Genomic DNA, 24,546 nt, shown 5'->3' with positions numbered 1-24,546 from the left:
GAAGCACCACTGGTACGAGGTCGGCCACTGGGTGAAGTCCTTCGTGTGGGACGGCCTGATCGTGGATGGGATCTGGGGCACCATCAAGGGCCTGGGCACCCTGGTGGGGTTCGGCGGCTGGGATGCGATGGGGCAGGCCTGGAAGGGCCTGGCGCAGCTGGCCACCGGCCTGGCCATCTCCTCCATCCCCGGCGTGGGCAGGCAAGGTCATCGACCCGATGACGTATGTCGCCAAGGGCGCCGGCGCGGGCCTGTCCAAGGTCGGCGACATCGCCAAGAGCATCAAGGGCATCGGCAAGGTGGACCTGCCGACCATGCCCGACGGCTCGCTGCACCTGCCCGACAGGCAGCTGCCCGGCACGCACGGGATGCCCGGCGTCCCGCACCAGACGGTGCCCGGCACGAGCCTGCCCCAGTCCTGGACCATCGATCAGCCCGCGGGCGTGGGCACGCACGCGGGGAACGGCTTCCCCGGCGTGCCGCACACGAACGACGCGGTACCGATGGGCGGCCACAGCGACGCCCCGATCAACGCCGGCAACCACGTGCCGGCAGGCTCCTACACCCCACCGTCCGGCACCTTCGGCCCGCCCGGCAGCGCCGACTTCGGCCCGCACGGCGGCTCGTACGGACCTCCCTCCGGCGCCGACTTCGGCCCGCACGGTGGCTCGTACAGCCCGCACGGGGGTTCCTTCGGCCCCACGGGCGGGTTCGACCACACGCCGGTCAACGCGGGCAACCACGTACCGACGGACGCCGCCCCCGGCCACGTACCGACCGGCGGCCCCCCCGGCCACGTACCGACCGGCGGCCACCCCGGCCACGTACCGACCGGCGGCCACCCCGGCACGTCCTGGTACCACGAGACCACGGCGACCACCCCGCACGACGTCCCGACCACCACCCCGCACGGCCCCGGCCACGACGTGCCGGACACCGGCGGGCACGGCGCTCCGGACGCCCCGCACCACGGCCCGGGTCACGACGGCCCCGGCGCGCACGGACACGACGGCGCGCACGGACACGACGGCGCGCACGGCTCGGGCCACGGCCACGACGGTGCCGGTCACGCGGACGACGCGGCCCACGCGGGCGACGACCCCGCACACGCCGGCGACCACCCGGACCTCGGCCACGACGCGGTGGACGCCGCGCACCACGGCAGCGATGTGCCGGGCGCCCCGGGCCACGGCGGCACGGACGTCCCGGGCAGCGGCGCCGGCGAGCCGTTCGCGTACAAGCCGCACGTCACGCCCGAAGAGTGGGCCCGCCTCTCGACCGCCGAGAAGCACCGGGTCGCACTCGCGGAGGTCGCCGACGGCACGGTGCCCTTCGCCGACACCGACGCCGCCATCAAGTACGGGCAGGACACCTGGAACGACTACGCGGAGGGCATGCCGAAGGAGCGGCGGGACGCGGTCTTGGACTACACGGACGAGCCCGACTACACGCAACCTCCCAAGCACCCCGACGGCTGGGCCACGTACAAGGAGATGAACGGGTACCTGCGCACCGGCGACGCCTCGAAGCTGACGCCGTACGTGCAGCACAACATCGACGAGGTCGACGCGGCGCTCGCCGGGCGTACCGTCCCCGAGGACCTCATGGTCGTCCGCGGCACCGGACTCGGCCACCTCGACCTCGACGACCCGCTCGAAATGCTGGGCAACAAGTACGACGACCAGGGGTACATGTCCACCTCCCTCGGCAACCACCCGGTGGGTGCCTTCGCGGGAGAGGAGGCCATCCTGCATCTCCGGGTCCCCAAGGGGACGCCGGCGCTCTGGGTCGAGAAGGTCGGCAAGTTCGGCCAGGGCGAGCGCGAGCTTCTGCTCGGGCGGGGCGTCGAGTACCGGGTGACCCGGGTGTTCAGCGAAAATGGCCAGGTGCAGGTCTACGGCGAAGTCCTGCCCAAGTGAGCAGCAGAGAGAAGGCAGAGCGATGAGCCGGGAACGCAGCGTTCCGCCGCGGACGACCGAACCGCTTCCGTTCAACAAGGTCGACGGTCCGCAGCGGTACGCGAGGGCGACGGACAAGCCCGTCCAGTACGTGACCGTGGTGGATCCGCAGGGCGCCGTCCTGGGGTACGTCTGGGCGAACGACGAGGACGACGCGGCCGGCTGGCAGGTGCGCCGGGCCGGCGGCGACGAGGCGTTCAACATGGGCGCCCTGTACGTCGCCAAGCTCCGCGACGGCAAGGCCCGCGACGCCGCGCCGACGGCCGTGCTGGCCGAGCTGATCCGCGAATCGGATCCCGCCGGGCCCAGCCACATCGCCTCCGGCTCGCCCGAGCAGGCACCGGGTCTGCAGTACGTCAAGGACCTGGCGGGCAAGTAACCGACCGCGCCCATGCCCCCTCGGCCGGCAACGCGCCGGAGCGCCACGTCACCGTCGCCGCCCCCGCCGGGCGAGTGGGGGGGTGCGCCCGGGCCGCAGGGCGAGCAGCACCGACACCGGCAGGGCCGGGGCTGGACCGGAGTGGTACGGCCCCGGGGGCGCGTGCGGTGCGCGAGCGTGGTCTCGCGTCACTCGACGTCCTCGGAAGGCCCCGCTGGGTGCCGTCGCGACCGGACGCCCCTCCCACGAGGCTCCTCCGTTCGCGGTTCCGGTAGTACGCAGCACTCCTCAGCACACCGTCCGCCCCCTCACACGACACGGGACAGATCATCACCACGCCACCGCCGGCCCAGCCCGGACAGCCCACGCCACCGCCCGCCGCGGGGCAGCCGCAGCCCACCCCTCCGCACGCGAACCCCTACGCCCAGCAGCAGGCCGGTGCGCAGGCACCGCAGTACGGTCACCCGCAGCAGGGCCGGCCCCCGTACGGATATCCGCAGCAGGGGCAGCCCGGGCAGCCGCAGTACGGGATGCCACCCGCGCCGTACGGGATGTCGCCGCAGGGCGGGCAGCCGTACGGCGTGCCGCAGCAAGGGCAGGCGGCCCACGGTCAGCCGTACGGGTATCCGCAGCAGGCACCCCACGGGCCGCAGGCGTGCCGGTTCTGTGGCGGAATGCCGGCCGCGCGGGTCACGTTCCGGGCGCATCAGGGGTTTCTCATTCTGATGCGGTTCCAGAAGTACGACGGGCCCATGTGCGGGAACTGCGGCATCGCCGTCTATCGCACGATGATGACGGCCACGCTGTGCCAGGGCTGGTGGAGCCCGTTCTCGCTGTTCATTTTCACGCCGTTCACGATCATCTGGAATCTGATCGCGCGCGGTAAGGTCAGCAAGCTGCCGCACCCCGCGCCGGGGCAGCACGGGCAGCAGGCGGATCCGGGTAAGCCGGTGCATCAGCGGCCGCTCGCGTATGTCGCGCTGATTCCCGTGCTGTGGATCTGTTTTCTGATCTTGCAGGGGATCACTCAGTCCTGACCCTGTCCCGGCCCTGTCCCGACCCTGGGCTGTACTGCCAACTCACCCATGCCATATGTTCCAGTGACCACGACCCACGCGACGGACGACTGAGGCAACGGACGACAAGACGGATGGCACGGGATTACGACAGCCAGCTCCTGGAGTCGGTGGCGGTCCGCCGGCGCAGGATGCGGGACGCGCTGCTGTTCGGCGCCCAGCGGGCCCGGCGCACGGCGGACGAGCGGCTGGGCAAGGTGTTCGCCGGGATCGCCATCGCCGCCGTGCTGTGCGCGGGCTGCGTCGGCTGGTCCTTCCTCCAGCACACGCTGGCGAAGCAGAAGGCCGAGCAGGAGAAGCAGCAGCGCCAGGAGCAGCAGTACCAACAGCCGGCACCGACGACGAAACCGGAGGATTCCGGGAAGAACGCGAAGAATTCTCCGGATTCGTAGGTTCAACCGGGTTCGCAGGTGATGCGCAGGTGATTCGCAGGTTTCTCCGGATTATCGGCGTCACCGGCTCTCCGACGGTCGGCAACTCGCTCGCACAAAAGCGGGAATCCGGCGCTCGGATCAGTAATTCCACGCAAACGGGGATAGGGCCCGGCACCAGTAACATGAGTACGCCGAACAGGTCCGAGTCCCCGACGCCGCGACGATAGGTTCCCGTAAGTGGTGAGCACAGCAACGACATCCCGGGCGCAACTCAGCCGGGTGACTTTGGTCGGCGAGCGACGCCGGGCCGACATCGTCCTGCCCTCCGACACCCCGATCGGGCAGCTGCTGCCGGACATCCTGCAGCTGCTGGACGACCGGGCGGCGTCGCGGCCGATGACCCGGCAGCTGATCACGTCCGACGGGTCCGCGCTGCCGCACGACGCCACGCTGTCGTCGGCGGAGGTCGCGGACGGCGCCGTGCTGCGGCTCGTCCGGGCGCACTCCGCGCCGCCGGCCCCCGTCGTGCACGACGTCACCGACCTGGTCGCCGACGACCTGGACCTGCAGGCCTGGCGCTGGCGGCCGGCCACCCGCCGGGTCAGCGCGGGCGTGGCGACCGTCGTCTTCGCCCTCACCGCCGCGGTACTGGCCCGCCGGGAATTCGCGCTCGGCTCGCTGGTGGCCGTGCTCGCCGCGGCCACGCTCGTACTGCTCGCGGCCGGTGCGCTGGTCGCGAGGATCGGGCAGGGCAACCGCGGGCTCGCCACGGCACTGCTGCTCGCCGCCGGCGGCCTCGGCGTCCTCACCGCCTGGACGGCGGCCGATGCGTACGACTGGTCGGGGACCACCCGGCTCGCCGCCGTCGCGGGCGCGCTCGTGGTGATGCTGCTCCTGCTCGGGTACTTCTCACCGCTCGGCCGCGGCGGGCTCATCGGCGCCGCGGCCACCGCCGCGATCGGCGTGGTGTGGGAGGCCGTGGCCGCGATCCAGGACGATCCGGTCCGGCTCGGTGCCGTGATGGCCGTCTTCTCCGTGATCCTCCTCGGACTGCTGCCGCGGCTCGCCCTGATGGCGTCCGGGCTCACCGCGCTCGACGACCGCCGCTCCGGCGGCACGTCCGTCAGCCGGCACCAGGTGGGCAACGCGCTCGCGGCCACCCACCGCGGGCTGGCCCTGGCGACGATCGTCACGGCGGCGTCGGCCGCGGCCGGCAGCTGGCTGCTCACCACGGCGGCGACGCCGACCGTGTGGACCGTGGTGCTGCCCGCGCTGGTGGCCCTCGTCCTGCTCTCCAGGGCGCGCGCCTTCCCGCTGGTGGCCGAGGTCGTGGCGCTGTTCGCCGCGGCGGCGGTCCTCGTCGTACGGCTGGTGACGGTGTGGATGGACCACGCCGGAGGCGCCGGTCCGCTCGCCGTACTGTGCGCGGCCGCGGTGCTGCCGCTGCTCGTGCTGGCGGTACGGCCGCCGGAGCACGTGCAGGTGCGGCTGCGGCGCGTGGCCGACCTGGTCGAGTCGATCGGCGTGGTGGGTCTCTTCCCGCTCGCCGTCGGGGCGTTCGGGGTGTACGGACAGTTGCTCGACAAGTTCTGACGCTCCACAGACGCTCAACAGGTTCTGAGAACGACGCGCAGGCGCTCCGGGCGGGGCAGCAGGGCGGAAAAGAAGGGCTGACATGCCGAACGGAGACAACTGGCAGGGCGATGTGCTGCGTGACCTGCGGGGCGGTGCCACGCCGCAGGGCGCACCGCAGCAGGGCGCCCAGGGGCCCGCCGGGCAGCAGCAAAGCACGCCGGCGCCGGGTGCCCGGGGCCACGAGGCCGCGCCCCAAGCTGCACCCCAGGCCGCTCCCGGTCACGCCGCGCCCCTGCCGCCGCAGCAACCGCAGCAGCCACAGCAGCCGCAGGCCGGTCAGCCGGCCGCGCAGCAGCAGTACGAGCAGTACCCGCAGCCGCAGTACCAGCAGCCGCCCCAGCAGCAGCCGCAGTACCCGCAGGAGGCGGCGCCGTACCCGCAGGAAGCCCCGTACCAGCAGCCGCAGTACCCGCAGGCCGGGCCCTATCCGCAGCAGGTGCCGGCCCAGGCCGGCTACGCGGCCCCCACGCACCGCGCCCCCGACTCCCGCCCCGTGGTGGACAAGAGCCTGGCCGTCGCCGGCCGCAAGCCGCGGCACGGCGAGTCCTTCGCCGCGCGGGCCACCCGCAACCTGCGCCGTACCGTCTCCTCCTCGGCCGCGCGCGAGGTGACCGACACCACCGCCACCGCCGAGGTGCTCCAGCAGCCGGTGACCACGGGCCGGCAGATCGCCGTCACCTCCATCCGCGGCGGCTCCGGCAAGTCGACCGTCGCCGCGCTGCTCGGCACGGCGTACGCGCACTACCGGCAGGACCCGGTCCTCTTCGTCGAGGCCGACCCCTCGCTCGGCTCGCTGCCGCTGCGGCTCGGCGCGGAGACGCTGCGCTGGACCACCGGCGACCTGGCGGGCATCGTCGAGCCGCAGATGTCGCTGCTGGACGTCACCGGCTACCTCGTCCAGCTGCCCGACAACGCCTGGCTGCTGCCGGGCAGCCAGGGCCAGATCGGCGCGATGCTGCCGATCAAGGCGTACGAGCGGGTGATGGTCTCGCTGCGCCGCTACTTCGGCGTGACCGTCGTGGACTGCGAGACGCTGCCGGCCGAGGTCGCCCGGGTCGCGCTCTCCGCCGCCCAGGCCCGGGTGCTCACCACGCCCGCCACGCTGGAGGGCATCACGAGCACGTACGCGATCCTCCAGTGGATGCAGGGGCTGCCGCCCCACGTGATCGCCGGCACGGTCGTGGTGATCACCGAGCTCGTGCCGCACGGCGGCCTGGAGCTGGCCGAGGCGATCAAGAAGTTGCAGTCCACCGGGGCGACCGTGCGGACCCTGCCGTACGACCGGCACCTGGCGGCCGGCGGCACGATCCGCACCGAACTCCTCGCGCACGCGACCAGGGAAGCCGCCACCCGCCTCGCCGCGGACGCGTTCCGGCTCTCCCAGCAGCGCCACTGATCCCCATGCCGAGCCCGACCGTGAGTGACGGACGCCGATGAGTACCCGACTGATCCACCGCCCGGCCCGGACCGCGCGGCCGCAGGCCGCGGCCGAGGCGCGCACCATCGAGGCCCCGCCCAACCTCCCCGAGGGGAAGTCGGGCAACATCGCGATGTCGCTGCTGCCGGTCGCCGGCGTGCTGTCGTCCGTGATCATGATGACGGTCGTCCGCAACAGCCAGTTCGCCGGGCTCGGCGCGATCATCGTCGTCGTCACCCTCATCGGCACCCTCGGCCTCGCCTTCTCGCAGCGCGGCAAGGCCCAGCGCACCCGCCGCACCCAGCGCGAGGCGTACCTCACCTACCTGGAGGACCTGCGCGAGGAGCTGTCCCGCGAGGAGCGCGAGCGGCGCGAGCAGGCCGACGTGCTGAACCCGCCGCCGGACGCGCTGTACGACATAGTCCGCGATCCGGCCCGGCTGTGGGAGCGCCGCCGGATGGACGGCGACTTCCTGCGGGTGCGCGTCGGCACCGGCGAGATGCCGGTCCGCGACCTCCAGGTCGCCCAGCAGGGCTCCTCGGTCCTCACCCCGCCCGACCGCTTCATGCTGAACGAGGCGTCGGCGCTGATGGACCGGTTCCGCACCGGCACCGAACTCCCGCTCACCGTCCCGCTCGACCGGGTCGGCAACATCAGCGTCGTCGGCCCGCGCGAGGACTGCCTGCGCGTCGCCCGCGCCCTGCTCGTGCAGACCGCCGCCACCCACGCGCCCGACGACGTGGCGATGGCGCTGGCCGTACCGGGCGACCGGCTCCCCGAGTGGGAGTGGGCCAAGTGGCTGCCGCATCTGCTGGACACCGAGCAGTTCGACGGGCCGGTGGCGGCCCGCCGGATCGCTCCCTCCGCGCCCCAGCTGGCCCGGCAGATCGGCCCCGAACTGCGCCGCCGCGCCTCGTACGCGGCCGAGGTGCGCCGCGGCCTGTCCACCAGGGACGCGCTGGCCATGAACTCCCGGCTGCTCGTCGTCACCGACGGGCACGGCGAGGACGCCGTCGACCTGCCGCGCCCGGACGACGCGGTCGGCCTGCGCGACATGGGCGTCACCGTCCTGCACCTGCTGGAGCAGCGGGTTCAGGAGCCGGGTCAGGTCAGCGTGCGGATCACGGTGAACGGCGACCAGGTCGTGATCGAGGACCTGCGCGAGCAGGAGCCGATCAGCGCGCACGGCACGGTGGACGAGGTCAGCGTCCCGTTCGCCGAGGGCCTGGCCCGGATGCTCGCGCCGCTGCGGCTGTCCGCCGAGTCCCTCGTGGACGCCCCGCTGTCCGGGCCCGTGGACTTCGCCGAACTGCTCGGCATCGACGACGTGGCGCAGCTGGACCTGTCGCGGCTGTGGGCGCCGCGCGGCGAACGCGCCTTCCTGCGCGTACCGATCGGCATCAGCGACTCCCACGAGCCGGTGCTGCTGGACCTCAAGGAATCCTCCGAGCTGGGCATGGGCCCGCACGGCCTGTGCGTCGGCGCGACCGGTTCCGGCAAGTCGGAGCTGCTGCGCACCCTCGTCCTGGCGCTGGTCGCCACCCACCCGCCGGAGGACCTGGCGCTGGTCCTGGTCGACTACAAGGGCGGTGCGACCTTCGCGCCCTTCGCCGACCTGCCGCACGTCGCCGGCGTCATCACCAACCTGGAGAACCAGGCCGGCCTGGTGGAGCGGGTGCACGCCTCGCTCGCCGGTGAGGTCAAGCGGCGCCAGCAGGTGCTCAAGGACGCGGGCAACGTCGCCGACATCGGCCACTATGCGCAGCTGCGCGCCGAGAAGCGGCCCGATCTGGACCCGCTGCCGCACCTCTTCGTCGTCATCGACGAGTTCGGCGAACTGCTCACCGCCAAGCCGGACTTCATCGACCTGTTCCTCTCCATCGGCCGCATCGGCCGGTCCATCGGCGTGCACCTGCTGCTCTCCAGCCAGCGCATCGAGGGCGGCAAGCTCAAGGGCCTGGACACCTACCTCTCGTACCGGCTCGGCCTGCGCACCTTCTCCGCCGACGAGTCCCGTACGGTCCTGGACACCACCGACGCCTTCCACCTCCCGCCGCTCCCCGGCTTCGGCTACCTCAAGGTCGACACCACCCACTACGAGCGGTTCAAGGCGAGCTACGTCTCCGGCGGCTACCGCGGCCCCGTGCAGCGTGCCGAGGAGGAGGACACCGGGCCGCTGGCCCTGGAGTACGAGGCGTTCAACACCCTCGCCGAGCCGGAGAACACCGGCGAGGGCGAACCGACGGTGCGGCGCCGGGAGACCGGGCCGACCGAGATGGGCGTGATGGTCGGCCAGCTGGAGGGCGCCGCGGCGCCGGTGCGCCGCATCTGGCTGCCGCCGCTGCCCGCCGCCATGCCCCTGGACAAGGCCGCCGGTCCGGTCGAGGTGGGCGCGCGCGGCATGCAGTTGGCCGCGCGCCGCGGCCCGCTGCAGATCCCGCTCGGCCTGCTGGACGACCCGACCAAGCAGTGGCAGGGCCAGTACGTGCTGGACCTCACGGTCGCGGGCGGCCACGCCGCGGTCATCGGCGGGCCGGCCGCCGGCAAGACCACGCTGCTGCGCACCCTCGCGCTGTCGCTCGCGCTGACCCACACTCCCCAGGAAGTCGGCATGTACGGCCTGGACCTGGTGGGCGGCGGCCTCCAGGCGCTGTCGGAGCTGCCGCACGTCGGCGGGGTCGCGGGCCGCGCCGACCGCGAGCGCGCCGGGCGCACCGTCGAAGAGGTGCGCACCATGCTCGGCATGCGCGAGGAGCTGTTCCGCGAGTACGGCATCGACTCCGTCGAGCAGCTCCGCATGCTGCACGCCGCCGGCCGGCTCCCGCAGCTCGCGTCCGCCGAGATCGTGCTGGTCATCGACGGTTTCGGCGCGCTGCGCGACGACTTCGAGGAGCTGGACGAGGCGGTCGCCGACATCCTCAAGCGGGGCAGCGGCTACGGCATCCACGTCGTCGCGAGCATGCTCCGCTGGAACGACGTGCGCATCGCGACGCAGTCGTACTTCGGCACCCGCGTCGAGCTGCGGCTGAACGACCCCAGCGAGTCCAGCATCGACCGCAAGCTCGCGCAGACCCTCTCCCCCGACGAGCCCGGCCGCGTCCTGACCGACGGCAAGCTCTTCGCGCAGATAGCGCTGCCCCGTACGGACGGCATGGCCGACACCGCCGAGCTGGGCGCGGTGCTGGAGCGCACGGCCCGTACCGTCCGCGCCACCTGGAGCGGCGACGTGGCCCAGCCCGTACGGGTCCTGCCGCGCGTCCTGGAGCCGCACCTGCTGCCGGGCCCGGCCGCCGAGCCGCAGCGGGTGCCGATCGGCCTGGACCAGACGGCGCTGGCGCCCGTCATGGTCGACCTCTTCGAGCACGACCAGCACCTGCTGATCCTCGGCGACAGCGAGTGCGGCAAGACCAACCTCCTCAAGACCGTGGCCAACGGCCTCATCGAGCGGTACGGCGAGGAGGAGCTGGTCTTCGCGGTCATGGACCCGCGGCGCGGGCTGCGCGGCGCGATCCCCGAGGAGTTCCGCGGCGGTTACGCGTACAACCCCAAGATGTGCGCGGGCCTCGCGCACGGCGTCGCGGGCCAGTTGGAGAAGCGGCTGCCGGGCGACGGCACGGACGTCGAGGACCTGGAGCCGGGCAGCTGGGGCGGCGGTCCGCGGATCGTCGTCCTCGTCGACGACTACGACGTGCTGACCACGGCCGGTCAGGCGCCCCTCGAACCCTTCCTCCCCTACATCCCCTCCGCGGCCGACATCGGGCTCCACTTCGTGCTCACCCGCCGCGTCGCGGGCGCCTCGCGCGGCATGTACGAGCCGCTGATGCTGAGCCTGCGCGAGTCGGGCGCCTCGGCGCTCCTGATGTCGGGCGACCGCAGCGAGGGCCAGCTGTTCCCCGGTACGTACGCCTCGCTGCAGCCGCCGGGCCGTGGCGTCTTCATGCAGCGGGGGCGCCCGAACCGGCTGATCCAGACGGTGTACACAGAGGGGTGAGGGGGCTCCCCTGCTCCCCCGCTCCCCCGCGCTCTCTTCCCGACCAGGAACCGGACGGACGACCCCATGACCAAGGACGTCATCACCCTCACCCCGAAGATGCCCGACCCGATGACCGTGCTCGCGGGCCTGCTCTCCGGCGGCCCCGACAAGCTGGTCGGGACGACGGGGGAGGACGCGGTCGTGCAGCTCTGCGACCCGGAGGGCCGCCCGCTGATGTCGGTCGAGGCGCCGCTGCTCGTCCAGGTCGCGGGCGAGGCCGAGCGGCTGCTCGGGGCCGCGCCGCCGCCCCTCCCCTACTGGTGGACGGAGGCCCGCGCCACGACCGGCGTCGCGGAGGCCGAGCGGCTGGCCGGCACCTTCTCCGCCCGCCTCGCCCACCTGGCCGGCGGTTCCGCCTGGCCGCCGGAGGCCGCGCGCTCGGTCGCCGTGGTGGAGACCGACGGGGTGAGCGTCGCGCCCACGCCCGCGGCGGCGCAGCCCGCCGTGGACGTGCTCACCGACAAGGTCGCCGTCGTCATCGCCGACCGGCCGGTGGTCGCCATGACGGCCTGGCTCTCGGACGCGTTCCGGGCCGTCGCCAACGCCGAACTGGGCCTGCAGGTCGTCACCCCCGCCGGCAGTACCCTCTCCCCGGCCGTACGCAACAGCCTCCCCGGCTGGCCGTCGCGCTGGGTCGTGCAGGACGAGCGGGACGGCTACTACGACGGCCTGTCCGGCTCCGTACTCCGCTTCCAGAACGGGCTGTTCGCCCCGGTCGAGGGCGAGGGCGCCACCCCGATGGACGCCCGCACCCCGCTGGCCGCCGCCTTCCAGGAGGTCACCGACACCGGCGAACGCCAGCTGGCCGTCTCCTTCCGCACCGTCCACCCCGCCGACGACCGGCTGGTCCTCGGCGGCGCCCTGGAGTCGGTCTGGCGCGAGCTGACCGGTGAGCCCCCGGCCGGCTGGGGCACCGCCGAACCCGCCAACCTGCCCTGGTCCCTGCGCCAGCTCACCGACCTCGCCCACGACCGCTCCCCCGAGCCGACCTGGGTCGTGGTCGTCGGCTCCCCGGACCGGCCCGGCCTCGCGACGGTCCGCATCACCCGCACCAAGGGCGGCGTCGAGGAGGACGTCACCCTCGCCTTCGGCTACGGCCCCGACGAGGAGCCCCCGGTGGCCGCCCTCACCCGCGCCGCCGAGGTGCTGGCCACCCGCCACCACCTCCAGTCGATGCTGGTCCAGCTCCGCAAGGCCCGCCGCGACCTGGCCGTCCCACCGCGCTTCGAAGGCCCCGGCGTACCCCTGGCGTTCGTCCTCGGCGCGGAGGAGGTCCGCGAGATGCCCGGCGACCGCGCCCGCAACACCCCCCTGTCCGAACCCCCCGTCGCCCTCGGCCCCAAGTCCCGTCCGGCCCTGTACTACCCGCTCCCCGGCGACCCCGCCGACCTGTCCGGCTGGCAGGACTTCGAACGGCTCATGCGGCACCTGAAGGGCGCATGAGGCACCCCCCGCTCAGTCCCCCGCCCATGCGTCCGCCATTCCCGCGGTGAGCGTCGACCCGTCCTGCGGGTCGATGAGCAGGAACGAGCCGGTCCGTCGGTTCTCGGCGTAGTCGTCGACGACGAGCGGCTCGGCCGTGCGGATCCGCACCCCGCCGATGTCGTTGGCGGACAGCCCGTCGTCGCACGGCAGGCGGCGCGCATCGGTGACGTCGACGCGGTAGTCGATGTGTTCCACCACCGCGGGGATCGTCCTGGTGGTGTGCTTGAGCAGGACGCGCTGGCGCGGGCGCAGCGGGCGGTCGTCGAGGTGGCACACGGTCGCGGTGATGCGCCGCTGCGCCGGCGGGGCGAGGTCGGCGGTCAGGGTGTCGCCCCTGGAGATGTCGATGTCATCGGCGAGCCGGACGGCGACCGATTGCGGCGCCCACACGGTGTCGGTCTCCCTGCCGAGCACGCTGAGGCCGACGACCGTACTGGTCGCACCGGCCGGTTGCACCACCACGGGGTCGCCGACCTTGAGCACGCCGGAGGCGAGTTGCCCGGCCAGCCAGCGCTCCACCGTCTGCCGGTCGCTCGACGGCTGCCGGATCACGTACTGCACCGGCAACCGCAGCGCCTTCCCGGTCGGGTCGTCCCCGAGCGGCACGTTCTCCAGGTGGGACAGCAGCGTGTCACCGCCGTACCAGTCCATCCTGCCCGACGGCTCGACCACGTTGTCGCCGGCCAGCGCCGACATCGGAATGGCGGTGACGTCGGCGACACCCAACTCGCCGGCCCGCTCGGTGAACTCGGCGACGATCGCGGTGAAGACGGACTCCCGGTAGTCGACGGCGTCCATCTTGTTGACCGCCAGCACGACGTGCGGCACCCGCAGCAGCGCCGCGATCGCGCAGTGCCGCATGGTCTGTGCGACCACGCCCTTGCGCGCGTCCACCAGGATCACCGCGAGGTCCGCCGTGGAGGCGCCGGTCACCATGTTGCGCGTGTACTGCACGTGCCCCGGTGTGTCCGCCAGGATGAACCGCCGCCGGGGCGTGGCGAAATAGCGGTAGGCCACGTCGATGGTGATGCCCTGCTCCCGCTCCGCCCGCAGGCCGTCGGTGAGCAGCGCCAGGTCGGGGCCGTCCTGCCCGCGCCTGCGCGACACCTCCTCGATGGCCGCCGCCTGGTCGGCGAGGACGGACTTGGTGTCGTACAGCAGCCGTCCGACCAGGGTGGACTTGCCGTCGTCGACCGATCCGCAGGTGGCCAGCCGCAGCAGGCCGCCCGAGAGCCGGCCGGAGGACTCGGTCCGGTCTACCGTTTCCGCGACGCCCGTTGTCATGTCTAGAAGTACCCTTCTCGCTTGCGGTCCTCCATGGCGGCCTCGGACAGCCGGTCGTCGGCCCTGCTCGCGCCGCGCTCGGTCACGCGGCTCGCCGAGATCTCCGCGATCACGGCGGCCACCGTCGAGGCCGACGAGTCGACCGCGCCGGTGCAGGACATGTCGCCGACCGTGCGGTACCGGACCTGGCGCTCGCACACGGTCTCCCCGTCCCGGGGACCGCCCCACTCGCCGGGCGCCAGCCACATGCCGTCCCGCTGGAACACCTTCCGCCGGTGCGCGTAGTAGACCTCGGGCAGTTCGATGCCCTCCTGCTCGATGTACTGCCAGACGTCCAGCTCGGTCCAGTTGGACAGGGGGAAGACGCGAACGTGTTCGCCCGGCTGGTGGTGGCCGTTGTAGAGCTGCCACAGCTCGGGCCGCTGCCGGCGCGGGTCCCAGGCGCCGAACTCGTCCCGCAGGCTGAAGACCCGCTCCTTGGCGCGCGCCTTCTCCTCGTCGCGCCTGCCGCCGCCGAACACCGCGCCGAAGCGGCCGTCCCGGACCGCGTCCAGCAGGGGCAGGGTCTGGAGCGGATTGCGGGTGCCGTCCGGCCGCTCGCGGAGCGTGCCGTTGTCGATGTAGGCCTGCACGGAGGCCACGTCGAGACGGAGGCCGTGCTTCTCGACGATCCGGTCCCGGTAGGCGAGCACCTCGGGGAAGTTGTGGCCGGTGTCCACGTGCAGCAGCGAGAACGGCAGCGGTGCCGGGGCGAACGCCTTGAGCGCGACGTGCAGCATGACGATCGAGTCCTTGCCGCCGGAGAACAGCAGCGCCGACCGGTCGAACTCGCCCGCCACCTCGCGGAAGATGTGCGCCGCCTCGGCTTCCAGCATGTCGAGGTGCGTCAGCGGGGACACCGCCGGGGAGCGCCGCGGGTCGGTGCCTCCGTCCGGAGCGGCGACCGCGGTACGAGTGGCAGCGATCATGACAGACCTCGCTCGGTGAGCAGCGCACGTACCTGCTGGACCGACTCGCCGACGGTCTGCTCCTGCGTGGGGATCCGCAGGTCGGGATCGATCGGCGCCTCGTAGGGGTCGTCAGCGCCGGTGAGGCCGGTGAGCTCGCCGGCCGCCTGCTTGGCGTAGAGGCTCTTCACGTCCCGGTCGGCGCAGACCTCCACCGGGGTCGCCACGTGCACCTCGATGTAGGGCAGGGACCGCGCCGCATGCAGTTCCCGCACTGCCGCGCGGGACACCGCGTACGGGGCGATGACCGGCACCAGCACGGTGACGCCGTGCTCGGCGAGCAGCCCGGCCACGTAACCGATCCGCCGCACGTTGGTGTCCCGGTCCTCCTTCGAGAAGCCCAGTTCGGCGGAGAGGGCCGCCCGGACCTCGTCGCCGTCGAGCACCTGGACCCGGTGTCCCTCGGCCCGCAGTCGCTCGGCGAGGCGCACCGCGATGGTGGACTTGCCCGCGCTCGGCAGCCCGGTCAGCCAGACCGTGCCGCCCTGCCACACGGCTGGTTCCTCGTTCGGCTCGGTCATGTGTGGATCTCCCTTTCACGTGAGCTGTGGACCGGTGCCCCGGCGCAGGAGTGGTGCACCGTGCTGCCGGCCCCCGCGCGTGCTCGGCTGACGGGTTCGGGTACGTCGAGGCGGATGCCCGCGGCGTCAGCGGCCGGATTGCGGCCGCAGGTGACGACGGTCGGCGGATGGGTGGTCACGATCTCTCCAGTCGGCCGGTCTACAGGGGATGGAGCCCGGGGAAGGCCAGGCCGAGGGCCTCGGGTCGGCCCATGCGGATGTTGAGGCACTGGAGGGCGTTGCCGGCGCCGCCTTTGACGAGGTTGTCCAGGGCGGCGATCGTGGTCAGGCGGCCGTTGTCCTCGTCGACCGCGTAGCCGACGTCGCAGTAGTTGGAGCCCAGGAGGATCTTCGGGTCGGGGTAGCGGAAGATGCCGCGTTGGTGCGCGACGATGCGGACGAACGGTTCCGCGGTGTACTGCTCGCGGAAGGCCCGGCGTACGGTCGGCATGTCCACGCCGGGGCGCAGCGTGGCGTGGCAGATGGTCTGGACGCCGCGGACCGCTTCGACGCCGGTGGCGGTCATCGCGGCCGACAGGCCCAGATGCCGGGAGATCTCGGCTTCGTGGCGGTGCCCGGTCGGCGCGAACACGCGCATGGCTCCGCTGCGTTCGGCGTGCAGATTGGCCGGGCCGGCCGTGGCGCCCGAGCCACTGGAACCGGTGCGGGCGTCGAACTGAGCCCCTTGCTCCAGATCGATCAGGCCACGGGCCACCAGGGGGTACAGGGCGAGGACGCCGGCCGTGGCCATGCAGCCGGGCACACTGATCAGGTCCGCGGTACGCAGGCTCTCGCGGTGCAGTTCGGGAAGGCCGGGCACGAAAGCGTCCAGCAGGTGCGGGGCCTGGTGCTCCTCGCCGTAGTAGCGCTCGAAGACGTCGGTGTCATCGAGCCGGAAGTCCCCGGTCAGGTCGATGACGAGCTTGGACCGCTGGGCCCAGTGGTCGATCTGGGTCATCGCCACCCGGTGCGGCAGCGCCAGGAACACCGCGTCGCACTCCCCGACCTCCTCGGCCGAGCAGAAGGTCAGATCGGTGGCGGACCGCAGATTCGGATGCACACCGTCGACCCGTTTCCCCGGGAAACGGGACGAGACCGCGGCCACCACCTCGACCTCGGGATGTCCCAGCAGCAGTCGCAGCAACTCCCCGCCGATATAACCGGCCGCACCGGCCAACGCCACCCGTATCACGAGCACACCCCCCGTACCGAACTCCTCCGGCCCACCACCACGACTCCCTCCAGTCCGGAACAACCACCCATGCGGAAGAAAACTACGAACCCGCCGGCCTCATTCGCGTCCGCGACAAACACATGCCGAGGGAGACACCGGGCTTATATTCCGGTGGCGCGACTAAGTACTTCGATTACTCGATGTGGACCTCACCTGCGCCAGCCTTGAATTCGACCGGTGCCCGGAAATGTGCCGTCACCGATCGGGAAAAACCCGCTCCGTCGAGGCGTGCGCCAGGAGACCGAACGCGTGGCGACCGGGCATCCAGGGCGACCGAAGCACCCGCACTCCGCGACGCCGGCAGGTGTGGCAGATTGATGGCGTCAGCGGCCACCAAGTCACCTAGAGAGACGGACCAGATGAGGGTCACCCAGAATCTCGACTTCCGGCGGCTGCGGGCCGCGCAGGGCGTCAGTCAGATAGGCAGCCAGATAGGCATCCTGGCGCTGCCGCTCGCCGCGCTCCAGGTCCTGCACGCCAGCGCGTTCGAGGTCAGCGTGCTCACCGCCGCGCAGGTCGTGCCCTTTCTGCTGATCGGTCTGCCGGCCGGGGTCTGGGTCGACCGCCTGCCCCGAAGACCCATCCTGATCATCAGCGACCTCATGCGTGCGGTGCTGCTGCTCACCGTCCCGCTGGCCTACGCGCTGGACCTGCTCACGCTCGGCCAGCTCTACGTGGTCGCGTTCGGCCAGGGCGTCGCGACCGTGTTCTTCGACGTGGCCTACCAGTCGTACCTGCCGGACGTCGTCGAGCCCGACCAACTGACGGACGGCAACGCCCAGCTGGAGCTGGCGCGGTCCGCCTCGCAGTTGATCGGCCCGAGCGCGGGCGGCTGGCTGATCTCGGTGCTGAAGGCCCCGGTCGCGCTGTGCGCCGACGCGCTGTCCTTCCTGTTCTCCGCGTTCATGGTGTCGCGCATCCCGCGCGACCGGGAGAAGCCGGTGGCGAGGGGCGGTCCCCGGGCGAGCTGGTCGGTCCTGCGGAAGGAGATCGGCGAGGGACTGGCCTTCGTGCGTCGCCACCGCCTGCTGGCCCCGGTGGCCGGCGTGGGAGCGCTCCTCAACTTCTCCTACGGCATGGTCGCCGCCATCTTCACCACCTATGCGGTGCGTGAACTGGGCTTCTCCGCCGCCAAGCTCGGCACCCTGATGGCGATCGGCGCGCTGGGCGTCGTCCTGGGTGCCTTCGTGGCCCGCGGGTTGTCACAGCGCCTGGGGACCGGGCCGAGCATCGTGCTGGGTGCGCTCCTCAACGGCGTCGGTCCTCTCTGCTCCCCCGCCGCGCCCGCATCGGCCACCGAAGTGGTCATCACCTGCGGTCTGTTCCTGCAGTCGTTCGGCGTGGTGCTGTTCAACGTGAACCAGGTCAGCCTGCGTCAGAGCATCACCCCAAGACCGCTCATGGGCCGCATGACCGCCACGATCCGGTTCGTCATGTGGGGGACGCTGCCCGTCGGGTCGCTGTGCTCCGGTGCGCTGGCCTCCGCTTTCGGCCTGCACCGTGCCTTGTGGATGTCGGCCGCGGTCGGCGCCCTGGCGTTCCTGGGGGTCCTGTTCTCCGACGTCCGGACGGCGGGCACGAGGAATTCTCCGCTGACGCCCGTGACGACCGGCACCGCGGCCGCCGGCGTCCCGAGCATGGCGGACGCCCCGGTGGAGAGCTGACCTCGGCGATTCCGCCGAATTCGGCTCCGGTGGCGAAACGGCAGAACGGCACGGACGCGCCGACACCCCGGGGTACGCGAGAATTGCATTCACGAAGACACATCTCGCTGTCCCCTTCTTCCACGGCTAAGCATTTCGATTACCTCGACGCAACCTCCGCCCGTGCCACTCTCAAGGCTGGTCCAATTTCTGTTGTCAGCCCCGAGTTTCCCTGGAGGTTGCGGCGTGGAATCCGTACTCATCCTCTCCAAATGGAATGCTGGAGCTGTGGCCCTGGCCGCCGAACAGCTGAGATCCCGCGGTCTTCGTTCGGTATTGATCTCCGAACTTCCCGACAACCGCCACCGCGACAAGTGCGATGCCCAGGTCCTGGTGGACTGGGACAGCGAGAACCTGTCCACGCTCATCGACCGGCTCGACCGGCGCGGCGTCGTCCCCGTCGCCGTCGTCAACCTGATCGAGCCGTTGCTCCCCTGGCAGGGCGGCCTTGCCGCGCACTACGGACTGCCGGGTGTCGGCCCCGGCCTCGACGTACTGGCCAGCAAGACGCTGGTCCGCGACCGTATGCGGGCCCTGGGACTGTCCACCATCGGCTTCAGCGACGACCCGGTGGAGGTGGACTTCTTCCCCGCCATCGTCAAGCCGTCGCGGGAATCCACGGCCTCCCGGCTGGTGCGCAAGGTGCACGGCCCGGCCGAGCTCCTCGCCTACCGGCGCCACCTGGCCGAGCGCGGCTTCGGCGACACCGAGATGATCATCGAGGAGTATCTGCCCGGTGTGGAGTTCTCCGTGGACGGCCCCGTCGTGGACGGCCGCTTCCATCCGGTCCTGGCGGTCGAGAAGCCCGACCACGACGAGGTCAGGCATCACGACGCGGGGCTGCGGATCCATCCGCCCCAGCAGGATCACGTGCGTGCCGCGGTGCCGGTCCTGACCGAGATGATCAGCGCGTTCTGTGCCGACCTCCGCCTCGACCAGATCTGGCTGCACGTGGAGGGCCGGGCCGACGAGAACGGCCGGACGGAGCTGGTGGAGATCAATCCCCGGTTCGGTGGCGGCATGTATCCCACAGCGATCCAGGAGGCCGGCGGGATCGACCCGGTGGCGGCGGTCGTCTCCATGTCGCTGGGCGAGTTCACGCCGGCGCAGCTGGGTCCGGTGCGCGACCAGAAGATCATCGGCTGGGTCGATGTGGAGGCGACGGAGCTCGGCCGCGTCGAGATCGACGCCACCGAGGAGGACCTGTGCGCGCTGCCGGGCGTGATCAAGGCGGTGGTCGTCGACGGCTACCAGGTCACCGACCTGGAACAGGAGAACTACTTTCTCCGTTTCGCGCTCACCGCCGATTCCGTGGACCAGTTGCGTGCCCGCGCGGAGCACGTCCTGAACACCGCCGGCAGCTACCGGATCATATGAGAGGACGTTCCGAGGGTGGGGCGTGAGGCCGCTGCCTTCCGCCGGCGGGGCCCGAGAGCGGGTCCCGCCGGCGGCCGTTTCCGGCTCCGTCAGCAGAATTCCAGGAAGAACATGTCACGGTGCCCCTCGGCAGCCGCCGGAGCCACCTGCACGGGAGTGACGGAATGCTTGCTCGTGCGGTCGTCCACGAAGATGTAATCCCCGGGATTTCTGAGGGTGTGGGTCAGCACCGGCGACTCGGCATTGTCGTAGAGCGTGCTGACCCCGCCGGTGATGTCCTTGCGCGCCACCAGCATCATGACGATGTGCTCGACACCGTCCCGGTGGATGCCCTCCGGGGTCGGATTGCCGAGTTCCCGGTCGGTGGCGACGATGCGGTGCTGATGGATGTTGATCCGGCGGACCGGCGCCACGGGTTCACCGTCGGGCGCGTCCGCTGTGATGCGTGCGACGAAATGGGCCAGCATCCGCCGGAACACGGCGGTGTCCAGCAGTGCTTGGTCGACCGGTTCGAAGCGACGGGTGATGCCGCCGTTCAGTCGGTTTATCTCCTCGCTCTGGAGGAAACCGTCCTGGTCGATGACCCGAACGCCGCCGTCGGCCACGTCATAGGAAATCGCGGAGTACTTGCGGCGGCGATACGTACCACCGTCGCCCATGTACGGGTCCAGCGGCAGGTTTTCCCAGAACTGACTGAACTTGTCCCAGTCGTCACCGCCCCGGAGCAGGTCGTCACGGGCATTGCCAAGCGAGAACTTCGGGCCACCCATTCTTTGGTTCTCCTCTGGTCAGGGTCGTCAGGTCACTGGTCGACACGGTGGCGGGACGTGGGGGCGCCACCGTGTTCCTCCACCGCACCCGGGATCGCCGAGGCGGCGCGTACCGTTCCGGCCCCCCAGGTCAGGTACTCGGTTCTTCGGCTGTGGCGGCCGGAGGACGGAGCCGCAGACTGAGCTGGGCACACACCAGTCCCAGCACGCCGACCAGAATCCACAGCAGCCACGGCGCGAACGCGTACAAGGCGCCGCCGATGACCGGCCCGGCGCCCGTACCGACCGCGTATGCGGCGCCGTACGCACCCTGGTACCGCCCGACCATCCCCGGCGGCGTCAGACTCGCCAGGTGGGCCTGGACGATGGAGGAGTACGCCATCTCACCGAACGTCCACATCACCACCAGCGCCGCCAGCAGGACCATCCCGGAGGAGAACCCGGACAGTGCCAGGCCGACGCAGGTGAGCAGGTTGGCGATGGCCAGGACGTGCTCCGGCCGGTACCGGGACATCACGCTGGTGATCGGCAGCTCCAACAGCACCACCAGCAGGCCGTTGAGCGCCATGAGGAAGCCGAAGTCACGCGGGGTCAGGCCCACGTCGTTGACGTGCAGCGGCAGGCCGACGGAGGTCTGGATGTAGGCGAACATGGAGAACACGGTCATCAGCAGGAAGCGCACCAGGGTGCGGTCGCTGAGGACCTGCCGGTACCCGACCCCCCGGCCCGCCGCCGTTTCGGTGGTGTCGGCGTCGGCCTTCGGCAGGGCCGCGTCCCCGCGCAGCAGCACCGCCGCGATCATGCCGAACACCAGCAGGGCGGCGGCCTCCAGCAGGAAGAGCCCCGGATAGGAAATGGTGGCCACCACGCCACCGAGCATGCCGCCCAGGGTGGAGCCGATGTTCTGGGCGAACCGGAGCACTCCGAAGGCGGCGAGCCGCTGCTGGGAGGACGTCACGGAGTCGACCAGCACCGCGGCCATGGCCGGCCGGTAGATCGCCGACATCACGCCGATGAGACCGACCACACCGATGATCAACAGGAGCGGTCCGATGAACGGCACGGTCGCCGTCAGTCCGGCGGTCACCACGACGGACAGCAGGATGGACCAGCGTCGGCCGATGGTGTCGGTGAGGTAGCCACCGATGACGTTGCCCAGCACTCTGCCCAGACCGGACGCGCCCAGCACGAACCCCGCCGCCCCGACGGAATGGCCGCGCTGGGTCACGTAGAGCACGATGAACACCGGGAGGAAGCTGCCGACCTGCAGGACCAGGTTGCCGAGGCTGATGATCCAGACCCGGCGGGGCAGGCCGCGCAGCGCATCGCGGAAGCGCTGCTCGTCGGCGTTCGACCGGTCCGAGGTCGTGGCACTCACGACGCCGGCTCCTGCGGGCGCGCGGCGTAGAGGTGGTCGCGCTCCAGCTCCCGGATCTTCCGGTAGTCGGCGCGGAGCTGCTCCGGGTCCTCGGAGATCAGAATCACGTAGCCCGGCTGGGTCGCGACGTCGACCGTCCGGGGAAGCGGGGTCCCTGCCGGGTGCATCGTGACGGCGTGGGCGTAGGACGGGAGCGCGCGGATGGCGGCCATCGCCTCGTCGGACGGCGCCACGCCGTGCTCGTCCGCGTTGACGAGATGCACGTACCGCACACGCCGCAGCAACTTGTAGGCGGTGGTGGGCAGTCGGTGGAACGCCTCGGGATCCGCCACGGCCAGGGCGATGAGATCGACCTGGTTGGTGCCCAGACACCGATCGATGATGTCCGGCACCTGCCCCCCACCGAAGCGTGCGGCACACTCGACGAGCACCGGGCCTCGGGCGGTCATCATGATCTCGGTGTGACTGGCCCAGTTCCGCACCTCCAGGGCGTCGAGCACCTGGTGGGTGTAGGACTCCAACGCCTTGGCGTCCGGATCGTCCGGCGCCAGGGGCTCGTTGTAGTCGTAGATGATGTTGCCGCCGGGGAGCCGGGTCTTGTAGTACCGCCAGATCTCGACGGTGTGGTGCTCGCCGTCCCGGCTGACCGTGTTGACGAAGTACTCGTCCCCGTCCAGGAACTCCTGCGCGAGCACGACCGTGTTGGGCTTGTCGTGCCGGTCGTTGCTGTTCATGATCTTCTCGTGGACGGCGCGCACCTGTTCCGCGGAGGAACAGGCCACGACGTTGTCGGTGGCGGAGCTGGCCACCGGCTTCAGGACGACCGGGTAACCCGCCGTCTCCTCGGCCCACTCGACGATCTCGTCGGCGTCGGACGAGACGATGGTGGCCGCGTGCGGCACGCCCGCATCGCGCAGGGCCAGGACCATGTCGTACTTGTTGCGACGGGACGTCGGCCGGCTCATCCCGTTGCCGGGGGTGCCGAGTTCGGCGGCGAGCCGGTCGGCCAGCTCGACGCCCGACTCCCCGGAGGAGAGCACCCAGTCGACCCCGAGCTCACGCAGCGCGGACGCCGTGGCCGCCACATCGCCGTGGTGCCGCACATTGGCCACGAAGCCGTCGGGGAACGGCAGCCGGGCCATGTGGACGTCGGGATGCGGCGACTGGACGTGCACGCACTCCAGGCCGAGCCGGCCCAGCGCGGGCAGAAGAAGGCGTCCCATCGAGAACGCGTCGACGAACGCTACGCGCTTGCTTCGCGCTCGGGAACTGCTTGGCATCGTCAGCTACTCCCCTGGAGAGTGGGTTACTTGGCGGCCGAAAGGGCCTGGTCGAGCCGGTGCTCGGAAGGCGAGCCGATCGTAACCGCGGTGCCGGATCCGGCCAGTGCGTGGCTGACCGGCTCCGGCACCCGCCCGTCCGCTATGCAGACCGACGGCACCCCGCCGGTCAACGCCTCCCGTGCCGCGACGAGTTTGAGCGCCATGCCACCACCGGCGAACCCGCCGGGCGCACCGGTCGCGGGTACTTCGTAGGTGCTCAGCACGCTGGTCTCGTCGGTGGGGTCGGCAAGCACCCCGGGTGCGCCGGTCAGCAGCACCAGCCGGTCCGCGCCCAGCGCCGCCGCGAGCGCGGCCGCGACCCGGTCGGCGTCGACGTTCACCGGATGGCCGTGCTCATCGATCGCGGGCGGCGAGACCACCGGCACGAAACCGGACCGCAGCAGGGCTTCGGGGAGTTCGGTGCGTACCTCGCCGAGCCGGCCGCTGTGGTTGTCCCGGACCAGGGTCGTCCGGCCGTCCACGACGGATCGCACGGCGGACTTGCGGCGGGCGCGGAGCATGCCGCCGTCCAGGCCGGTGAGGCCGACCGAGGCCACCCCCAGCCGGGCCAGCTCGGCTACGATCTTCGGTTTGACCCCGCCGGCCAGCGCGAGGACGACCACCTCCAGCGTCGCCGGGTCGGTGTACCGGGTGGACACGTTGTCCGGGGAGACGAGGGTGCGTTGCGGGACACCGAGCCTCCCTGCCAGTCGTGCGATCTCGCCGGAGCCACCGTGCACCAGGAGGACCGACTGTCCTTCACCGGCGAGCCTGGCGACATCGGCGCAGATGCTCGCGGCGTCGACGGACGGGTTGCCGCCGCACTTGATGACCGTCAGCGGTCCGGTGGTCACGGTGTCTCCAGTTCGCCGGGGTGTGAATGGAATGAATGCGACCCGGGGAAGGCCGGCCGCCGTGGGGCGGACCGTGGCCGAACCCCGGTGAATGCCGCGTGCCTGCGTGCGACCGCTACTCTCCCCAGTCCTCTTCGACCTCGGGGGCGCGGGCGAGGACCATCGGGCTCAGCGCCACGATCTCCAGTTCGCTTCGGCAGCCGGCACAATCGATGATCTCGTTGAGCCGTGCCGATTGGCTGATCTGCACCTCGTCCTCGCACTCGGGACAGGCCTGCATGGTGGGCATGTAAGGAATTCCCTTCAATAGGTGGTTCCGGAACGGACCGCCGGTCTGCGTCGGACAGTGACGGTACGACCGGGCCGGCGCCAGGTGCGTCCGCGACGAATGCAATCGCGGGCGCACATGGTGTGCAGATCTCGCTCCCGCGGTTAAGCGGCTCGCTTACCCCGACGCGGCCGAGCACGCCCGACGGCAGCGTAGGAATAGTGCGTAGGAATGGGCCACGACACAGCCGCCGACAGGTCGGGTAAACACCACGCGCAGGCGCACGGGCGAGGAATCCACGCAATATCTCTTCGCGAATGAGTTTGCCGCGGACGCACCCGCTACCGGTGTCTTCGTAGCGTCCTTCTCACACGGCAGACCGGTCGGGGTCGACGCTGTTCGAGCGAGAGGAGAAACAGTCGTGAAGGTGCT

General features: G+C 71.4%; 20 protein-coding genes and 1 pseudogene. 11 read left to right on the top strand and 10 right to left on the bottom strand.

From position 1 onward, the window contains the following. The 3 genes and pseudogenes from IF20_RS41040 to IF20_RS06635 all read left to right on the top strand — a co-directional run. Positions 1 to 416: pseudogene (locus tag IF20_RS41040) on the top strand (ADP-ribosyltransferase); the annotation flags it as partial. 87 nt (positions 417 to 503) lie between these two features. Further along, entirely contained in the window at positions 504 to 1,919 is a 1,416-nt protein-coding gene (locus tag IF20_RS06640; protein ID WP_456113002.1) for an ADP-ribosyltransferase, read from the top strand. A 22-nt stretch (positions 1,920 to 1,941) separates the two neighbouring features. Beyond that, on the top strand, positions 1,942 to 2,337 hold the full coding sequence (locus IF20_RS06635) for a hypothetical protein (protein WP_052864015.1): 396 nt from the start codon (positions 1,942 to 1,944) through the stop codon (positions 2,335 to 2,337). A 308-nt stretch (positions 2,338 to 2,645) separates the two neighbouring features. Here the strand turns inward: IF20_RS06635 and IF20_RS06630 are convergent, their stop codons facing one another. Beyond that, a complete protein-coding gene (locus IF20_RS06630; RefSeq protein ID WP_052864014.1) occupies positions 2,646 to 3,044 on the bottom strand; it encodes a hypothetical protein in 399 nt (132 codons plus the stop codon). Between the two features lie 18 nt (positions 3,045 to 3,062). On the opposite strand from IF20_RS06630, the gene IF20_RS06625 reads away from it, so the two are divergent. The 6 genes from IF20_RS06625 to IF20_RS06600 all read left to right on the top strand — a co-directional run bounded on the left by IF20_RS06625 (position 3,063) and on the right by IF20_RS06600 (position 12,315). Then, complete coding sequence (locus IF20_RS06625; protein ID WP_199896507.1) at positions 3,063 to 3,374, top strand: hypothetical protein; 312 nt, start codon at positions 3,063 to 3,065, stop codon at positions 3,372 to 3,374. A 113-nt stretch (positions 3,375 to 3,487) separates the two neighbouring features. Beyond that, positions 3,488 to 3,805, top strand: a complete 318-nt coding sequence (locus IF20_RS06620) for a hypothetical protein (protein ID WP_052864012.1) — start codon at positions 3,488 to 3,490, stop codon at positions 3,803 to 3,805. Between the two features lie 219 nt (positions 3,806 to 4,024). Beyond that, entirely contained in the window at positions 4,025 to 5,380 is a 1,356-nt protein-coding gene (gene eccD / locus IF20_RS06615) for a type VII secretion integral membrane protein EccD (RefSeq protein ID WP_052864010.1), read from the top strand. Positions 5,381 to 5,462: 82 nt separating this feature from the next. Continuing rightward, positions 5,463 to 6,818: a MinD/ParA family ATP-binding protein gene (locus IF20_RS06610; protein ID WP_052864008.1), complete on the top strand. Its 1,356-nt coding sequence runs from the start codon at positions 5,463 to 5,465 to the stop codon at positions 6,816 to 6,818. 37 nt (positions 6,819 to 6,855) lie between these two features. After that, positions 6,856 to 10,830: a type VII secretion protein EccCa gene (eccCa, locus tag IF20_RS06605; protein WP_052864006.1), complete on the top strand. Its 3,975-nt coding sequence runs from the start codon at positions 6,856 to 6,858 to the stop codon at positions 10,828 to 10,830. A 66-nt stretch (positions 10,831 to 10,896) separates the two neighbouring features. Beyond that, complete coding sequence (locus IF20_RS06600; protein WP_052864003.1) at positions 10,897 to 12,315, top strand: DUF6177 family protein; 1,419 nt, start codon at positions 10,897 to 10,899, stop codon at positions 12,313 to 12,315. A 12-nt stretch (positions 12,316 to 12,327) separates the two neighbouring features. Here the strand turns inward: IF20_RS06600 and IF20_RS06595 are convergent, their stop codons facing one another. The 4 genes from IF20_RS06595 to argC all read right to left on the bottom strand — a co-directional run bounded on the left by IF20_RS06595 (position 12,328) and on the right by argC (position 16,400). Continuing rightward, complete coding sequence (locus IF20_RS06595) at positions 12,328 to 13,641, bottom strand: sulfate adenylyltransferase subunit 1 (protein WP_052864002.1); 1,314 nt, start codon at positions 13,639 to 13,641, stop codon at positions 12,328 to 12,330. 2 nt (positions 13,642 to 13,643) lie between these two features. Then, positions 13,644 to 14,609, bottom strand: a complete 966-nt coding sequence (gene cysD / locus IF20_RS06590; protein WP_052863999.1) for a sulfate adenylyltransferase subunit CysD — start codon at positions 14,607 to 14,609, stop codon at positions 13,644 to 13,646. Next, entirely contained in the window at positions 14,606 to 15,169 is a 564-nt protein-coding gene (cysC, locus tag IF20_RS06585; RefSeq protein ID WP_052863997.1) for an adenylyl-sulfate kinase, read from the bottom strand. The genes cysD and cysC overlap by 4 nt, the downstream gene beginning before the upstream one ends. A 199-nt stretch (positions 15,170 to 15,368) precedes the next feature. Beyond that, a complete protein-coding gene (argC, locus tag IF20_RS06580) occupies positions 15,369 to 16,400 on the bottom strand; it encodes an N-acetyl-gamma-glutamyl-phosphate reductase (RefSeq protein WP_052864079.1) in 1,032 nt (343 codons plus the stop codon). A 401-nt stretch (positions 16,401 to 16,801) separates the two neighbouring features. Between argC and IF20_RS06575 the strand changes: the two genes are divergently transcribed. Further along, positions 16,802 to 18,106 carry an MFS transporter gene (locus IF20_RS06575; RefSeq protein WP_052863995.1) on the top strand — a complete coding sequence of 435 codons (1,305 nt, stop codon included), beginning with the start codon at positions 16,802 to 16,804 and terminating at the stop codon, positions 18,104 to 18,106. A gap of 267 nt (positions 18,107 to 18,373) precedes the next feature. Then, positions 18,374 to 19,522: an ATP-grasp domain-containing protein gene (locus IF20_RS06570; RefSeq protein ID WP_234426528.1), complete on the top strand. Its 1,149-nt coding sequence runs from the start codon at positions 18,374 to 18,376 to the stop codon at positions 19,520 to 19,522. An 89-nt stretch (positions 19,523 to 19,611) separates the two neighbouring features. On the opposite strand, the gene IF20_RS06565 is transcribed toward IF20_RS06570, so the two are convergent. The 5 genes from IF20_RS06565 to IF20_RS06545 all read right to left on the bottom strand — a co-directional run bounded on the left by IF20_RS06565 (position 19,612) and on the right by IF20_RS06545 (position 24,135). Continuing rightward, a complete protein-coding gene (locus tag IF20_RS06565; protein ID WP_052863993.1) occupies positions 19,612 to 20,292 on the bottom strand; it encodes a 2OG-Fe dioxygenase family protein in 681 nt (226 codons plus the stop codon). 130 nt (positions 20,293 to 20,422) lie between these two features. Beyond that, a complete protein-coding gene (locus IF20_RS06560) occupies positions 20,423 to 21,670 on the bottom strand; it encodes an MDR family MFS transporter (RefSeq protein WP_052863991.1) in 1,248 nt (415 codons plus the stop codon). Next, complete coding sequence (locus IF20_RS06555) at positions 21,667 to 22,950, bottom strand: ATP-grasp domain-containing protein (RefSeq protein WP_052863990.1); 1,284 nt, start codon at positions 22,948 to 22,950, stop codon at positions 21,667 to 21,669. Before IF20_RS06555 ends, IF20_RS06560 begins: the two co-directional genes overlap by 4 nt. Before the next feature lie 26 nt (positions 22,951 to 22,976). Next, positions 22,977 to 23,846 (bottom strand): [LysW]-aminoadipate kinase, encoded by an 870-nt coding sequence (locus IF20_RS06550; RefSeq protein ID WP_052863987.1) that lies wholly within the window; start codon positions 23,844 to 23,846, stop codon positions 22,977 to 22,979. Positions 23,847 to 23,961: 115 nt separating this feature from the next. Beyond that, complete coding sequence (locus tag IF20_RS06545) at positions 23,962 to 24,135, bottom strand: lysine biosynthesis protein LysW (protein ID WP_234426526.1); 174 nt, start codon at positions 24,133 to 24,135, stop codon at positions 23,962 to 23,964. Positions 24,136 to 24,546: the final 411 nt, after the last annotated feature.

The sequence above is a fragment of the Streptomyces niger genome (assembly GCF_000718305.1).
GTDB lineage: Bacteria > Actinomycetota > Actinomycetes > Streptomycetales > Streptomycetaceae > Streptomyces > Streptomyces niger.
Note: the sequence above shows the minus strand (reverse complement) of the source record. Positions and strands in the feature narration are given on the sequence as shown.